This window comes from Serratia sp. J2 (genome assembly GCF_046269175.1).
GTDB classification, from domain to species: domain Bacteria; phylum Pseudomonadota; class Gammaproteobacteria; order Enterobacterales; family Enterobacteriaceae; genus Chania; species Chania fonticola_C.
Map to the genome: position 1 here is coordinate 14,571 of NZ_JBKABN010000042.1, position 14,717 is coordinate 29,287.

The 14,717-nt window shown below is 55.1% G+C and carries 15 protein-coding genes; 9 read left to right on the top strand and 6 right to left on the bottom strand.

The genetic code is table 11. From position 1 onward, the window contains the following. Positions 1–44: 44 nt before the first annotated feature. Both ACKWMY_RS26160 and ACKWMY_RS26165 read right to left on the bottom strand, forming a co-directional pair. Positions 45–827, bottom strand: a complete 783-nt coding sequence (locus ACKWMY_RS26160; RefSeq protein WP_074027992.1) for an ABC transporter substrate-binding protein — start codon at positions 825–827, stop codon at positions 45–47. Between the two features lie 33 nt (positions 828–860). Continuing rightward, complete coding sequence (locus ACKWMY_RS26165) at positions 861–2,015, bottom strand: pyridoxal phosphate-dependent aminotransferase (protein WP_065686785.1); 1,155 nt, start codon at positions 2,013–2,015, stop codon at positions 861–863. A gap of 140 nt (positions 2,016–2,155) precedes the next feature. Here ACKWMY_RS26165 and ACKWMY_RS26170 point away from each other — a divergent pair, with 140 nt between their 5' ends. From ACKWMY_RS26170 to ACKWMY_RS26200, 7 genes are all read left to right on the top strand, one after another. Beyond that, complete coding sequence (locus tag ACKWMY_RS26170) at positions 2,156–3,082, top strand: LysR substrate-binding domain-containing protein (RefSeq protein ID WP_024527431.1); 927 nt, start codon at positions 2,156–2,158, stop codon at positions 3,080–3,082. A gap of 96 nt (positions 3,083–3,178) precedes the next feature. After that, positions 3,179–5,476: a beta-glucosidase BglX gene (gene bglX / locus ACKWMY_RS26175; protein WP_409487364.1), complete on the top strand. Its 2,298-nt coding sequence runs from the start codon at positions 3,179–3,181 to the stop codon at positions 5,474–5,476. A 378-nt stretch (positions 5,477–5,854) separates the two neighbouring features. Next, the gene (locus tag ACKWMY_RS26180; protein ID WP_409487365.1) at positions 5,855–6,778 is read left to right on the top strand and encodes a haloacid dehalogenase-like hydrolase; all 924 of its coding nucleotides are present in this window, start codon (positions 5,855–5,857) and stop codon (positions 6,776–6,778) included. A gap of 287 nt (positions 6,779–7,065) precedes the next feature. After that, positions 7,066–8,106: an ABC transporter substrate-binding protein gene (locus ACKWMY_RS26185; protein WP_409487366.1), complete on the top strand. Its 1,041-nt coding sequence runs from the start codon at positions 7,066–7,068 to the stop codon at positions 8,104–8,106. Next, the gene (locus ACKWMY_RS26190; protein WP_409487367.1) at positions 8,103–9,101 is read left to right on the top strand and encodes a FecCD family ABC transporter permease; all 999 of its coding nucleotides are present in this window, start codon (positions 8,103–8,105) and stop codon (positions 9,099–9,101) included. Before ACKWMY_RS26185 ends, ACKWMY_RS26190 begins: the two co-directional genes overlap by 4 nt. After that, entirely contained in the window at positions 9,094–9,873 is a 780-nt protein-coding gene (locus ACKWMY_RS26195; RefSeq protein WP_409487368.1) for an ABC transporter ATP-binding protein, read from the top strand. The genes ACKWMY_RS26190 and ACKWMY_RS26195 overlap by 8 nt, the downstream gene beginning before the upstream one ends. Next, positions 9,866–10,597: a substrate-binding domain-containing protein gene (locus ACKWMY_RS26200; protein ID WP_409487369.1), complete on the top strand. Its 732-nt coding sequence runs from the start codon at positions 9,866–9,868 to the stop codon at positions 10,595–10,597. Before ACKWMY_RS26195 ends, ACKWMY_RS26200 begins: the two co-directional genes overlap by 8 nt. Before the next feature lie 120 nt (positions 10,598–10,717). Here ACKWMY_RS26200 and ACKWMY_RS26205 read toward each other — a convergent pair whose 3' ends face one another. From ACKWMY_RS26205 to yajD, 3 genes are all read right to left on the bottom strand, one after another. After that, positions 10,718–11,023, bottom strand: a complete 306-nt coding sequence (locus ACKWMY_RS26205) for a hypothetical protein (protein WP_024485358.1) — start codon at positions 11,021–11,023, stop codon at positions 10,718–10,720. Continuing rightward, positions 11,020–11,655: a division plane positioning ATPase MipZ gene (locus tag ACKWMY_RS26210; RefSeq protein ID WP_024485357.1), complete on the bottom strand. Its 636-nt coding sequence runs from the start codon at positions 11,653–11,655 to the stop codon at positions 11,020–11,022. Before ACKWMY_RS26210 ends, ACKWMY_RS26205 begins: the two co-directional genes overlap by 4 nt. Positions 11,656–11,991: 336 nt before the next feature. Further along, entirely contained in the window at positions 11,992–12,333 is a 342-nt protein-coding gene (gene yajD, locus ACKWMY_RS26215; RefSeq protein WP_021180444.1) for an HNH nuclease YajD, read from the bottom strand. Between the two features lie 231 nt (positions 12,334–12,564). Between yajD and ACKWMY_RS26220 the strand changes: the two genes are divergently transcribed. Then, entirely contained in the window at positions 12,565–13,158 is a 594-nt protein-coding gene (locus ACKWMY_RS26220; RefSeq protein ID WP_260524031.1) for a LysE family translocator, read from the top strand. Here ACKWMY_RS26220 and ACKWMY_RS26225 read toward each other — a convergent pair. Then, on the bottom strand, positions 13,134–13,949 hold the full coding sequence (locus tag ACKWMY_RS26225; RefSeq protein ID WP_409487370.1) for an AraC family transcriptional regulator: 816 nt from the start codon (positions 13,947–13,949) through the stop codon (positions 13,134–13,136). The two genes, ACKWMY_RS26220 and ACKWMY_RS26225, sit on opposite strands and share 25 nt — an antisense overlap. Before the next feature lie 78 nt (positions 13,950–14,027). Here ACKWMY_RS26225 and ACKWMY_RS26230 point away from each other — a divergent pair, with 78 nt between their 5' ends. Next, the gene (locus ACKWMY_RS26230; RefSeq protein WP_178380873.1) at positions 14,028–14,492 is read left to right on the top strand and encodes a methyltransferase family protein; all 465 of its coding nucleotides are present in this window, start codon (positions 14,028–14,030) and stop codon (positions 14,490–14,492) included. Positions 14,493–14,717: the final 225 nt, after the last annotated feature.

Below are 14,717 nucleotides of genomic sequence, written 5' to 3' on the forward strand. Positions count from 1 at the left end.
TTTCCTGGCACTCTCCGAGTTGAAGAGTGCCAGAGAACAACGGTTTATTTCACCGTCACATCGATATCGCCAAAGTACTTCTTGGACAGTTCGCCAATGGTGCCCTGCTGCTTGACCTTGGCGATGGCGTCATTGAGCTTTTTCAGCGTCGCGGTGTCGTCTTTGCGCAGGCCGAAGGCGATGCCTTCGCCGAGGATCTTGTCGTCCTGTACCGCTTCGCCCACAAACGCAAAGCCTTTACCATCTGGATGCGCCAGGAAACCGCTCTGCCCGGCAGGCGCCATGATCAAGGTGGCATCCAGGCGGCCAGCGGTCAGATCAAGATAGACCTGATTCTGATCCTGGTAGGACACTACATCGACCCCTTCCGGTGCCCAGTGTGCTTTGGCATAGTTTTCTTGAATGGAGCCCTGCAATACGCCGACGTGTTTACCCGCCAGCGATTTGGCATCGGGCTTCAGGCCGCTGTCGGCCTTGGCAATCAGGCGGTTTGGCACCTGGTAGATCGAATCGGTAAACGCAATCGCCTGTCTGCGCTGCTCGGTGACGTTCATCGCCGAGTTAATCACGTCAAATTTGCGGGCCTGTAGCGCCGGGATCAGACTGTCGAACGAGGTTTCTACCCAGCTGCATTTGACCTGTGCGGCGGCGCACACGGCGTTACCCAGATCGATATCAAACCCTTCCAGCTGGCCGCTGGCGGATTTGGATTCGAAAGGCGGATACAGGGCTTCAAGCCCAAAACGCAGGCTATTCTCAGCCGCTAGTGTGGTACCGGCTGCCAGTAAACATCCCGCCGCGATCAGCGTTTTCAGTGTTTTTTTCATTGTTGTTGCTTCCCCATGGTAAAAATCAATGGATCACACCTGACACAGACGGCGAGCGCCTTCCAGCAGGGTGTCATTATCTTTCGAGAAACTAAGCCGGATAATGCCGGTATCGGTACCGTCGCTGTAGAACGCCGACAGCGGGATGGTGGCCACCTTGGCTTCGCGGATCAAGCGCACCGCAAAGTCGTTGTCGCTTTCATTACTGAAACCGCTAAAGCGGGCCAACATAAAGAAGCTGCCACGGCTAGGCAGTAACTCAAAGCGTGACTTTTGCAACGCGGCTGCCAGCAGATCGCGCTTTTGCTGATAGAACTCCGCCAACCCCAGGTAGCTTTGTGGATTATTCAGGGCGGCGGCAAAGGCATATTGCATCGGCGTATCGGCAGAGAACACCATAAATTGGTGTACCTTGCGGATTTCATCCATCAGCGCTGCCGGTGCCATGCAGTAGCCCACGCGCCAGCCGGTGACGTGATAGGTCTTGCCGAACGACGAGACGATCACGCTGCGTTCTGCCAGAGCAGGATGGCAGGCCATGCTGTGGTGAATGCCGCCGTCGAAGACCACGTGTTCATACACTTCATCGGAAAGAATGACGATATCGGTATTGCGGGTCAGGGCGGTCAGGCGCTCGATATCGTGTTCATCGAAAACGCTGCCGGTAGGGTTATGCGGGCTGTTGACGATGATCATGCGCGTTTTGCTGTTGATTGCCGCCGCCACCTCATTCCAATCGATGGTTAAATCTTGCAGCGAAAGCTTGATGGCAACCGGAGTTGCCCCCTGCAGGCGCACAATTGGGGCGTAGCTGTCGAAGGCGGGTTCGAAATAGATCACCTCATCGCCGGGATGCACCAGCGCGCTGATGGCGGAGTACAACCCTTCGCTGGCGCTGGCGATCACCGTGATTTCGTCGTCGGCGTCATAGCGGGCGCCATACAGCCGCTCAACTTTTTCCGCCAGTGCATGACGTAATGCTGCTACACCGCTCATTGGGGCGTACTGGTTATGACCTGCGCGCATGGCTTGGGCGACGCCCTCAACCAGTTGCACATCACAGGCAAAATTGGGTGCGCCCTGTGACAGATTCAGGGCTTGGTGTTCGGCGCTCAATTGGCCAATCACGGTGAAAATGGTAGTGCCAACGTCCGGCAGTTTCGAACGTTGCGAGCAGGCGCTGTGCATGGTGGGCTCCTGGCAAAAGAATCGAGTGTCGAATGATTAAGCATCAGTTAGGATGGGCTAACAAGAGAAAATTCGTCATGCTTGCCATGCAACCAGATCATGGCTGACAGTGAAAATAAATGCAGGTATCGGGATTTATTATGCAAACATCGCTGCCGTCGCTCGACGTGCTGAAAACCTTTGTGGTGGTCGCTGATCGCCTCAATTTCACCCATGCGGCCCAGGCACTGCATCTAACGCAGGGCGCGGTCAGCCGCCAGATCCTGGGATTGGAACAGCAGCTGGGTTATCCGCTGTTTAGCCGCCGTGCGCGTGGGCTGACGCTAACGCCACAGGGGGCGCTGCTGTTGGCGCCGGTGCAGCTGGCGTTAGAGCAATTGGCGCAAGCGCTGGCCAAGGCTGGGGAACAGCCGGGTACGCTACGCGTCAAATGCCCAACCTGTGCGATGCGCTGGGTATTGCCGCGTATTATTCGCCTGCAGAATGAACGGCCAGAGATACATATCGAATTGACCGCGTCGGTGTCGCACGGGCTGGATTTTGGCAGCGAACATTTTGATGCGGCGGTGGTGTTTGGCAAACCTCAGGGCAAACGGCTGGTGGTGCACCACCTGTTTGATGAGATCCTGACGCCGGTCTGTACGCCAAACTATCTGCCTGACCTGGTTCGGCCACCAGAACCTGCCGATCTGGCGGAGACAACCTTGCTGCATCCCACACGCGATCGTCGTGATTGGTTGCTATGGTTGAAAGCGGCGGGGCAGACGGCTTTGCCCTCCGCCAAGTCACAGCATTTTGATACGCTCGATCTGGCGATGAGCGCCGCTTTACAGGGCTGCGGTATCGCGATTGGCGATTTGTGCCTGCTGGAGGAGGATATTCAGGCCAATCGCATTATTACGCCGTTCCCGATCAGCGTGATCAGCGGTGCCGCCTATTATCTGGTTTACCCGGAACATGCGGTGGTGCCTGCGGCCTTAACCCGGCTGGTGGAGTGGCTGGGGGCAGAGGCGCAAGCCAGCCGGAGCAGACTGCATCATCTGCTAACAACAACGCAGACGAATTGATTCTGCAAACAAAAAGAGTATGGCAAACTGCGTGCTCACATCTATTAATGCCTCCTGGCCGACATTGCCGGCGGGGACGTGCCTGAGAATAAAATTATGAAATGGCTTTGTGTGGTGAGTATGTTGTCCGGCCTGGCTATCAGCCCGGTTTTTGCGCAGGAAAGCAGTGCGACCCAAGGGATCTATGCTCAGGAGCGTGATGCCTTTGTCTCCAACCTGATGAAGCAGATGACGCTGGAAGAAAAAATCGGCCAGTTGCGCCTGATCAGCGTTGGCCCAGATAACCCGAAAGAGGCCATTCGCGACGGCATCAGCAAAGGCCAGATCGGGGCGATTTTTAACACCGTGACCCGCCCGGATATCCGCGTGATGCAGGATCAGGCCATGCAGCTCAGCCGCCTGAAAATCCCCCTGTTTTTTGCTTATGACGTGGTCCATGGCCAGCGTACCGTATTCCCGATCAGCCTGGGGTTGGCGGCGAGCTTTGATCTGGAGGCTATCGCCCTAAGCGGACGTGTTTCAGCGCAGGAAGCCAGCGATGATGGCCTGAACATGACCTTCTCACCGATGGTCGATATTACCCGCGATCCGCGTTGGGGCCGGGTCTCTGAAGGATTCGGTGAGGATACCTGGCTGGTATCGAAGATTGCCAAGGTGATGGTGGATGCCTACCAGAATGGCGATCCGTCCAAGCCGGGTTCGGTGATGGCCAGCGTGAAGCATTTTGCCCTGTACGGTGCAGTTGAAGGTGGCCGTGACTACAACACTGTTGATATGAGCCCGTTACGTATGCATCAGGATTACCTGCCGCCATATAAGGCGGCGGTAGATGCTGGTAGCGGTGGTGTGATGGTTTCGCTTAACTCGATCAACGGCGTACCGGCAACGGCCAATCCGTGGCTGCTGAAAGATCTGCTACGCGATCAGTGGGGTTTTAAAGGCATCACCATCAGCGATCACGGCGCGATTAAAGAGTTGATTAAGCATGGCGTGGCCGCGGATGCGCGTGACGCGGTGCGCTTGGCGATCACCTCTGGGGTCGACATGAGCATGAGCGACGAGTATTACGACCAATACTTGCCGGGTTTGGTGAAGGATGGCCTGGTTTCTGAAAGCGAGATCGACCGTGCCTGCCGCGACGTGCTGAACACCAAATATGATATGGGCCTGTTTAAAGATCCGTATAACCACCTTGGTCCGGTAGGCTCTGATCCACTGGATACCAATGCCGAAAGCCGTCTGCACCGTGCGGAAGCCCGCGTGATTGCCCGTAAAACGATGGTGCTGCTGAAAAATGACAAGCAGACGCTGCCATTACAAAAGCAGGGCACTATTGCGCTGATCGGGCCGATGGCCGACAGCCAGCGCGATATCATGGGAAGCTGGTCGGCGGCAGGCGTGGTGAAGCAGTCGATCACCGTGCGTGAAGGTCTGCAGAATGCGGTGGGCGATAAGGCCAGCATCCTGTACGCCAAAGGGGCCAATATCACTCAGGACAAGAGCATTGTTGATTATCTGAACGAGTATGAACCTGCGGTCGCCTTTGATACACGCCCGCCACAACAGATGATTGATGAAGCGGTAAAGATTGCCAAACAGGCCGACGTGGTAGTGGCGGTAGTAGGGGAAGCGCAGGGAATGGCTCATGAAGCCTCCAGCCGGGCGGACATCACCATTCCACAAAGCCAGCGTGATCTGATCGCGGCGTTGAAAGCCACTGGTAAACCGCTGGTTCTGGTGCTGATGAATGGCCGTCCGTTGGCATTGAGCTGGGAAAGTGAACAGGCAGATGCGATGCTGGAAACCTGGTACAGCGGCACCGAAGGCGGTAACGCCATCGCCGACGTGCTGTTTGGTGACTACAACCCTTCCGGTAAGCTGCCAATGACTTTCCCACGTTCGGTGGGGCAGATCCCGATTTACTACAACCATCTCAACACTGGCCGACCGTTCGGCAAGGAAAACCCGGGCAAGTACACTTCGCGCTACTTTGATTCGCCAAATGGCCCGCTGTATCCGTTTGGTTATGGTCTGAGTTATAGCCAGTTTGCCCTGTCCGATTTCAAACTCTCCAGCCCCGAGATGGCGCGCGACGGTAAAATTACCGCCAGCGTGATGCTGAAAAACACCGGTAAATATAACGGTGCCACCGTGGTACAGCTGTATGTACAGGATGTGACCGCCTCGGTCAGCCGCCTGATCAAGGAGCTGCGTAACTTCAAGAAAATTACATTGCGTGCAGGGCAGGAACAACGGGTGGAATTACCGATCACCGAGGACGATCTGAAGTTTTATAACGCTAGCCTGAAATGGGGCGCGGAGCCGGGTAAATTCAACGTGTTTGTTGGTTTGGACTCGGACAACCTGCAACAGCAGAGCTTTACCTTGAAGTGAGTTTGTGAGCGTTCACTTTTGTTGCTGACCCCTCACCCCAACCCTCTCCCATAGGGAGAGGGAGCTGGCATGGCGCTGCTGTCAGGTGCCGGAGTCAGTTTTTGGCATGTTTTATCTAGAGCCAAGGTTAAATACTAGAGTTACGTTGTGGCACGTTCAATCCTCTCTCTTGGGGGAAAGGGAACTGGTATGGAGCTGCTGTCAGGTGCCGGAGTCAGTTTTTGGCATGTTTTATCTAGAGCCAAGGTCAAATACTAGAGTTACGTTGTGGCACGTTCAATTCCCTCTCCTGGGGGAGAGGGTTAGGGTGAGGGGGCTTTACCAGCTCAAAGATCTGCTCTCCCTTTTCTATGAGTACCCATCATCGGAGATCCCATCATGAAACGATATTTGGACTGTAGCGCCAGCGATCTGGCCAACATCAGCAAAGACGATCTGATCTACGCCATCCGTGCCAGCGAAGGGCGCATTCTGGTCAGTGAGACCATCGCGGTCACTCAGCCGCTGCTCAATAACGTCACCAATGCCGAACTGGCCGCCAGCCAAGGGGCCGACATCCTGTTGCTGAACCTGTTTGATGTCAATCAGCCGCACATTGCCGGGCTGCCTGCCGATGTGCCACCTGAGGATGCCATACGCGAACTGCAACGGCTGACTGGGCGAGTCATCGGGGTCAATCTGGAAGCCGTCGATCCGGCGTTTGCCACCACGCACAATGAGTTCTGGCAGATGACGGCGGGGCGCGCAGCCACGGCGGAAAACGCCCGAAAATTGTATGAGCTTGGCGCTCGCATGGTGGTGTTGACCGGTAACCCGAATAACGGCGTCAGCAACCAGGCGATTGCCGAGGCGCTGAAGCACATTCGTGACGAAGTGGGCGATAAGTTGGTGCTGGTGACCGGCAAAATGCACGGTGCCGGGATTGTGCGTGAAAGCGGCAGTCAGTTGATCACCGAACAGGATATTGCGCTGTTTATTGAAAACGGGGCCGACATCGTTCTGCTGCCTGCTCCGGGCACCATCCCTGGCATGTCGCAGGAAAAGGTTGCCGCGCTGATTGCGTTTACTCAGCAGCAGGGCGCGCTGGCGATGACCGCCATCGGGACTTCTCAGGAGGGGTCCGATGTGCAAACCCTTCGCCAGATTGCCCTGATGAGCAAAATGGCCGGAGCAGATCTGCACCATATTGGCGATACCGGCTATCTTGGCTTGGCGTTGCCGGAGAATATCTTTGCCTACAGCGTGGCGATCCGTGGTGTACGTCATACTTATACCCGTATTGCCCGCTCCGTTAACCGCTAGCCCCTCACCCCAACCCTCTCCTTTAGTGAGAGGGAGTTGTTAGCCTCTGCTCTTTTAGTCATATAAACGTAATCTCAGCAGCTCGACCGCTCTCTCATCCAAGGTGAATCACTACAATTTCAAACAGACTCGATCGGTTCCCTCTCCCTGTGGGAGAGGGTCAGGGTGAGGGGCGCCACCGTAGTTAACCATCCTCATTTTCAACGCGTTGTTTGATCCGGCAGATTGTTTCAATGTAGCTATCGCTATATCATTTTGTATATAACGATAATCCACCGGAAACTCCCATGTTCAAACGCCTATTACTGCTTGCCATTCTCTTCTCATCCGCCGCTTTGGCGGATCGCCAGGTCACCGATCAACTCAACCGCACCGTGACGCTGCCGGACCACATTACCCGAGCCGTGGTGCTACAACATCAGACATTAAACTTGCTGGTACAGCTAGACGCCATGCCGCAGGTGGTTGGCGTGCTCAGCAGTTGGCAGAAACAGCTGGGGCCCAACTATTTACGGCTGGCTCCGAGCCTGGCCAAGATGCCGATGCCGGGCGATCTTACGGCGGTCAATATTGAAAGCCTGCTGGCTCTGCACCCGCAGGTAGTGTTTGTGGCCAACTATGCCCCGGCAGATATGATCGCCCAAATCGAACGTGCCGGTATTCCGGTGGTGGCGATCTCGCTGCGCCGTGAACCGGTGGCTCAGGCTGGGAAAATCAACCCTGTGTTAGAAAATGAAGATCGGGTTTATAACCTTGGCTTGCAGGATGGTATTCGCCTGATTGGTAAGGTGATGGGTCGTGAGGCCCAGGCAGATGCAATGGTGAAAGATGTTTTTGCCCAGCGCGCGTTGGTGGCCAAGCGTCTGCAGGATATTCCAGAGGATCAGCGGGTGCGGGTCTATATGGCCAACCCGGATCTCACCACTTACGGTTCGGGTAAATACACCGGCCTGATGATGCAACATGCCGGTGCCGTCAACGTAGCGGCCAAAGACATTCAGGGCTTTAAGCAGGTTTCAATCGAAGACGTGCTGAAGTGGAACCCGGCGGTGATCTTTGTGCAAGAGCGTTATCCCGACGTGGTGCAGCAGATCCTGACTTCGCCACAGTGGCAGGCGATTGACGCGGTGAAACACCAACGGGTTTACCTGATGCCGGAATATGCCAAAGCCTGGGGCTACCCAATGCCGGAAGCATTGGCGCTTGGGGAACTGTGGATGGCAAAAACGCTCTACCCACAGCGTTTCACCGACGTTGATCTGCAACAGCATGCAGACGCTTACTATCAACGCTATTACCGTGCCACTTGCTGCCAGAGCGGCAAATGAAGCTGGGGTTGTTGCTACTGCTCACGGCCTGCTGCGCACTGCTCTCCCTGGGTATTGGCCGCTATCCGGTCACGGCTGGCCATAGCCTGATGATTTTGTTGGAGCCGGTTATCGGTCAGCATGCAGATATCACGGCGATCGAACGGCAGGTGATCCTTGGCGTGCGTGTGCCGCGCGTGCTGTTGGCGATGGGGGCGGGTACGGCCTTGGCGCTGTGTGGGGCGGCCTTGCAAGGGGTCTTTCGTAACCCGTTGGTCGATCCACATATTATCGGCGTCTCTTCAGGCGCTGCTTTTGGCGGCACCTTGGCGATCCTGCTTGGTCTGCCGGTATTGATGCTGTTGCTGAGTGCCTTCGTCTTTGGCATGTTGGCGCTGTTGCTGATTTTTGCCATCACCAGCGCCATCGCCCGGCGTAATATTCTTTCTTTGGTGCTGGCTGGGGTGATCCTTAGTGGCTTCTTTTCCGCCTGCGTCAGCTTGGTGCAATACCTGGCCGATAGCGAAGAGAAGCTGCCCAGCATCGTATTCTGGTTACTTGGCAGCTTTGCCACGGCGGATAGCCATAAATTGCTGATGTTGTTCCTGCCGCTACTGCTGGCCGGTGGCCTGTTATTGGCACTGCGTTGGCGTATCAACCTGCTTTCTTTGGGGGATGAGGATGCGGCTGCGTTAGGGATTAACGTTGAACGCACCCGTTGGCTGATCCTGACTCTGTGTGCGGCGATCGTAGCTGCACAGGTGGCAGTCAGCGGCAGCATTGGCTGGGTAGGGTTGCTGATCCCGCATTTGGCACGTCTGCTGGTGGGGCCGGACCATCGGCGTTTATTACCTGCCGCGATGTGCCTTGGGGCGTTGTATATGGTGCTGATCGACGATTTGGCGCGCACCATAAGCAGCAGTGAAATTCCTTTGGGTATTCTCACCGCTCTGATCGGCGCTCCTTTGTTCGCCTTGCTGCTACGGCGTGCGCAGGTAAGGGGCTGGAATGGTTGAAACGCTGCTACAGGTCAGCAATCTGAGCTTTGGCTGGCCAGGACAACCCAAATTGTTCCAACAACTCGATTTGCATCTGCAACGCGGAGAAGTGCTTGCAGTGCTTGGCCCCAACGGGCGTGGCAAAAGCACCTTGATGCAACTCTTGTTGGGCGCTTTGCCGTTACAGCAAGGGAGCGTTGTCGCCCATTGTGGATTAGGGTTTGTGCCGCAGTATTTCACGCCGCCGTTTGCCTACAAAGTGCTGGATATTGTGTTGATGGGCCGGGCTCGGCATGTCGGGCTGTTCCGTTCGCCTTCGGCTGAGGATCATCAGTTAGCCAAACAGGCCCTTTATTCGCTGGATATGCTGGCATTTGCCGATCGCGAGTTTGGCAGCCTTTCCGGCGGTCAGCGCCAATTAGTGCTGATAGCCCGGGCGTTGGCGATGGCTTGTGAAGTGCTGATCCTCGATGAGCCGACCTCGGCACTGGATTTACACCATCAGGACCGGGTGCTGACCATGATCGACCAACTGGCACGAGAACGGCAGATGGCGGTGATATTCTCGACTCACCAACCTAATCATGCTTATGCCGTGGCCGACCGCGCACTCTTGCTGGGGGCTGAAGGGCGCTATCAGTTGGGCTGTTGCCAGCAGGTGCTGACGGCAAACAATCTTGCGCCGCTGTTCCATTTGCCGATTGAACGGGTATCCGTTCCCTTTGCGGGCAGCCAACTGGAAACGTTGGTGCCCATCTTCCACAGCCAACAGGAGCGCAACCGTGAATAGCATTACTCTTTTTGCCGCAGGAAGCCTGAGGCTGGCGTTCACTCCGCTATTGGCGGTGTTTGAGCAGGAGAGCGGTTACCGGGTCGAGGCCACCTTTGGCCCGGCAGGGATGCTGCGGGAACGGATTGAGCGAGGAGGAAGGCCGCAGGTGTTTGCCTCTGCCAATCTCGAACATCCGCAGCGGTTAGTGGCCCTTGGTTTTGCGCAGGCGGTGCAGCCGTTTACCCGTAATCGCCTATGCGCCACTGTGCGTAATATCCCGGAGTTAACGCAACCGGATTTGCTGACGTTGCTGTGCGACCCACAATGGCGTGTTGGCACCTCGACACCGGTAGCCGATCCTTCCGGTGACTATGCGCAACAGTTGTTCGAGCGCTTGGAGCAGTGCTTGCCGGGGCAGGGGAGTGCATTGCGTAGCAGGGCAGTGGCGCTGGTGGGTGGGCCAGATTCTAAGGCAATACCGGCAGACAGGTTGGCAGCGGAATATCTGATTGCTGAAGGTCAGGCAGATATCTTCCTGGGCTACGCCAGCTATGCCGATGCGCTAGCCAACTGCCCACAGGTAAAAGTGCGCATGTTACCTGCCGCGCTCGACTTCAAAGTGACCTATGGGCTGTGTCTACTGGATGAGGGGGGCGCCGCCGCGCAGCAGTTGGTGGCCTTTATTCAGAGTGTTCAGGGGCAGAGCATTTTGCATCGTATGGGCATGTTGGCGCTGGATTAAGGCATGAATATCAATGACATTAAGTTGCTAGCTTAATAATTTACCGGCTTGGTAATTTGTTTATTAAGCTTGCCAGCTCACTTGTTTGTTAACTTGTTAAGCTGGCAAGTTATTGGGTTACTAAATCTTCTTTAGCAGGGCCAGCAACTGTGCCTCGCTCTTGTCGGCCAAAGTGTCGATGGCCAACTTGATCACATCGGAACGGGTGATGCGCACGATGCCGTTACGCGCCGCATGACCGATCACTTCGTCGATCATCTCCACGTGGTTATCCGTCAGGCTGACGGACAGCGCTTTATAAACGCGCTTACGGCCCTGGGGCTTTTCGGCTACTGCGGCAGGAGCTGGAACAATCAACGTATGTGACGTGGCGCTGTTGATAAATTCATCTTCCGACATGCGGTGGGTTGGCGTACGTTTTTTCACAGGATCACCTCTGTTACCAGGCTTTCGATTTCGTGCTGCGCTTTTTCATTGTGCGCTTCATGCACGGTTAGCGCTTCGCCCCAGGCATCGCGATAAATTTTGCGATCGCACAGGCGGTTGTTCACCAACTTCAGTTCCGGGTATTCACTTAGCACTTCGGCCGCTTCGTTGGCTTCGTTAATGAAGATGTTGGTTGGGCACAGGTTGAGCACAATGTGGCCTTTTACCTTTTCATTGTATTCCTGGGCGGTGGAGAACATCTCGGACAGGTAGCCGATGGTATCCAGGTCCATCTGCGAAGGGCGCAACGGCGAGATAAACAGATCGGCGGCCAGCAGCCCGGAGCGTAATTCTGCGCTGTCGCGGCCAGCGGTATCGACAATCACATAATCGTAGTGACGATTCAGTTCCAGCAGGGTTTCTTTGATCTTGCCTGAGGCGGCCACCACTGGGATCTGTGGAAGTCCTTCTACATTCTGACGGTCGTTGAACCAGGTCATGATGGATTTCTGGTCGTCGGCATCGACGATAATGGCCGTTTTCTTCTGCTGCAGGATCAGATATCCGGCGATGTTTACCGCCATGGTCGATTTGCCGACACCGCCTTTCTGCGAACCAATCAAAACAATCATGTTGCCATCTCTCAAGTTGCCAAGCAGATAACTTATTAATCAACTAACTTAATAAGTTAATGCGCTTGCTAGGTTGGTAATTAAATGAGTTAACAAGTGCGTATGACGACAATATGCCCCATTGGCAGCGGCTTGCCAAGTAGTGAAAGTCTTAACTTGTGGGTTTACTTGTTTGTCAGCTTACTAACTTGGTAAGTAATTAGTTGAGAATAAGGACTCAAATAGGCGTTGGATTTAACCAAGTTAATAGCTTAACAGGTTGGTATTTTGTGAAGTGATTAAGGTAGGAGTCTGACGGAACCGCATGTCGGATGCGGTCCCGCTTGGGGGGATACGCTACTTTTTCATCATGTTTTTCAGATTGGCGAAGGGGTTATGTGTGGCTAACCCTACGTCTTTCTGTGCATCTTCACCGGCGACCACCGTGGAGCCATACTGATCGGCTTCGGTGTATTTTGAGTGTTCATGATCGTGGCAGTACAGGCACAGCATTTCCCAGTTACTACCGTCTTCCGGGTTGTTGCTGTGGTCATGATCGATGTGATGCACCGTCAGTTCACGCAGGTTGGAGTAAACAAATTCGCGTGAACAGCGCCCGCAGACCCACGGGAAGATTTTCAGTGCTTTTTCGCGGTAACCGGTTTCCAGTCTCGCGTAGTTTTTTGGAATGTATGCCATGTGGGCACCTACAGGATCAGAATGATATTGCGCTCAATATTACCACAAACTGCCAGGAGATCGCGTAATCCGCACCCGATGCCCAAGAGAAGTCGTTCCCTGCGCCAAGCCCGATGAGTTTGAACGCTTTCCCTGGAAATCAAAGTGAAGTTGTAGGGCAATTTTGTTCAATACTCTCCCGCTGTAACCCGGCACGCTGGCACCTGTAACTCTCTTTTACAGGTGCTGACTATGACGCTTTATCTTTCTATGGCCGCTTTTGCGTTGGCCTCCTCTATTACTCCCGGTCCGGTAAACATCGTGGCACTCAGCTGTGGCGCGCAGTTTGGTTTTACGAGCAGTCTGCGGCATGTGACCGGCGCAACCTTGGGTTTTACGTTATTACTGGTGTCGGTTGGCTTGGGAATGCATGAAGTGCTTACCTTATGGCCGGGGCTGACCACCGTTATTCTCTGGGGCGGCGTGGCTTTTCTGCTCTATATGGCCTATCAGCTTGCAGCGGATGACGGGAGACTGAGCCAGGGCAATCGGCAACAAACCCCCTCTTATTGGTATGGTGCCTTGCTGCAATTGCTCAACCCCAAGGCTTGGTTAGCCTCTGTTGCCAGTATGGGGGCCTTTGTCGGTGATGGGGAGATGCGGTTGCTGTGGCAATTTGCCGGGCTATATTTTGTGATTTGCTACCTGTCGATAGCCTGTTGGGCCTACGCTGGGGCGATGCTTAGCGGCCTGTTGCAGCGGGCGCACAATCTGCGGCGCTTTAACCGCTTGATGGCGCTGCTGCTGGCGTTCAGCGCCTGTTACTTGCTGGCAGAGGGGATCTGATACTGGCCGGGGGTGGCTGCCAGCAGTTGTTTGAAGGTGCGCTGAAAGTGCGCCTGATCGGCAAACCCGCTTTCGTTGGCGGCAGCTGCAATGGAGAAGCCCTGTTTCAGTAGCCGCTGGCCGTGCTGGACGCGCTGATTGACCAGATAGGCATGAGGCGTCATGCCGTAGCGTTTCTTGAATGCGCGGATCAGGTAAGAAGGGGAGAGTCCGGATGCTTGGCAGATCGCCTCTAACGTCAGTGACTGGGTGCAATGGGTACGGATAAACGCCGCAGCCATTTCCAGCTTTGGGGTCATATCCTGCTGTGGAACCGGAGACTCGCCGAGTAACTGCGGCAGGTTACTGAAGTAATCCACCAGGGCGATCTGTTTTTCCAGGTGGCAACAGAGCGGATCGGTCAGTACCCCATACAGCTGATTCAGGCCGCTAAACAGCGCCTGATCCTGGCTGATAATCTGCTTGAACGGAATAAAGCCCGCGGTAGGGTCCTGCTGAAGCGTTGCCAACCAGTACTGGTCGATATAAAACATGGTATAGGCCCAACGCTGGTCGCCAATGGGGTTACAGCCGTGAGCCTGTTGTGGGTTGATGATCACCACGTCACCGGTTTTGACCTGGAGGTGCTGGTCGCCGTTAACATAGGTGCTGGTACCGGCGGTGATGGTGCCAATACAGAAAAACTCATGGCTGTGCAGCGCATAACAGAGCTTGCGGCCATCTTCGACGGCGCGGGCCTCAACGAACGGCAGGCGTTCATCGCGCCAGAATTGTGGGGCATATTGGCTCATCGTCTCTTCTCTGGCGTGGTTACAGGGAGAGCTTGTTATAGCGCAAATAGTATTGTGTGGTCGAGAGGGAACAGGAAAATGGTAGCGTGGTTGCAACGATTGGTTTTGCCGCCGGTGGTGATGGCAGTTTGTGCTGCTGGGATGGCGGCAACCTGCTGGCTAACCGAGGGGGGCTGGCAAGATAGCCTGCTTATTCTCTTGGCCGCTGGCGTATTGGCGGTGGCTTCCGTGGCGATCATGTTTAGTGCCAGTTATGCCTTTCACCGGGCGGGTACCACGCTACATCCACAAAAATTTCAGCGGGTCAGCGCGTTGTTGGTTAACGGGGTTTTCCGTTTCAGCCGTAATCCGGTGTATCTGGGGCAGATCCTGCTGTTGGCGGCTTGGGGACTATTGCTGGGAGGGATCGGCGTCTGGTTATGGTGGGGGCTGTTTTTTGCCTACCTGGATCGCGTGCAGATCCCGCGTGAAGAGGCGTTCCTACGAGACAACTTTGGGCAAGACTATCGGGTGTTTTGCGATCAGGTAAGGCGTTGGCTTTGAGTTGTTATTCCAGCCCGCAGTTTGTCTGTGCCCCTCACCCCAACCCTCTCCTTTAGTGAGAGGGAGCTGGAATGGTGTCGTAATCAGGTACGGTGATCACTCTATTACTTCCGCAAAGGGGCAGGTACAGTGCCTAGTCGGGTAGGGTGATCAATAAAAGAGAGCTGACTCAGTGCGGTGGTCAGGTAGATTTCTGCAACTGAAATCGAGCTCGAACGGTCCCCT

Excerpts from the sequence above, each read along its gene's own strand:
- ACKWMY_RS26160 (WP_074027992.1), bottom strand. The coding sequence starts at position 827 with ATGAAAAAAACACTGAAAACGCTGATCGCGGCGGGATGTTTACTGGCA.
- ACKWMY_RS26165 (WP_065686785.1), bottom strand. The coding sequence starts at position 2,015 with ATGCACAGCGCCTGCTCGCAACGTTCGAAACTGCCGGACGTTGGCACT.
- ACKWMY_RS26170 (WP_024527431.1), top strand. The coding sequence starts at position 2,156 with ATGCAAACATCGCTGCCGTCGCTCGACGTGCTGAAAACCTTTGTGGTG.
- bglX (WP_409487364.1), top strand. The coding sequence starts at position 3,179 with ATGAAATGGCTTTGTGTGGTGAGTATGTTGTCCGGCCTGGCTATCAGC.
- ACKWMY_RS26180 (WP_409487365.1), top strand. The coding sequence starts at position 5,855 with ATGAAACGATATTTGGACTGTAGCGCCAGCGATCTGGCCAACATCAGC.
- ACKWMY_RS26185 (WP_409487366.1), top strand. The coding sequence starts at position 7,066 with ATGTTCAAACGCCTATTACTGCTTGCCATTCTCTTCTCATCCGCCGCT.
- ACKWMY_RS26190 (WP_409487367.1), top strand. The coding sequence starts at position 8,103 with ATGAAGCTGGGGTTGTTGCTACTGCTCACGGCCTGCTGCGCACTGCTC.
- ACKWMY_RS26195 (WP_409487368.1), top strand. The coding sequence starts at position 9,094 with ATGGTTGAAACGCTGCTACAGGTCAGCAATCTGAGCTTTGGCTGGCCA.
- ACKWMY_RS26210 (WP_024485357.1), bottom strand. The coding sequence starts at position 11,655 with ATGATTGTTTTGATTGGTTCGCAGAAAGGCGGTGTCGGCAAATCGACC.
- yajD (WP_021180444.1), bottom strand. The coding sequence starts at position 12,333 with ATGGCATACATTCCAAAAAACTACGCGAGACTGGAAACCGGTTACCGC.
- ACKWMY_RS26220 (WP_260524031.1), top strand. The coding sequence starts at position 12,565 with ATGACGCTTTATCTTTCTATGGCCGCTTTTGCGTTGGCCTCCTCTATT.
- ACKWMY_RS26225 (WP_409487370.1), bottom strand. The coding sequence starts at position 13,949 with ATGAGCCAATATGCCCCACAATTCTGGCGCGATGAACGCCTGCCGTTC.
- ACKWMY_RS26230 (WP_178380873.1), top strand. The coding sequence starts at position 14,028 with ATGGTAGCGTGGTTGCAACGATTGGTTTTGCCGCCGGTGGTGATGGCA.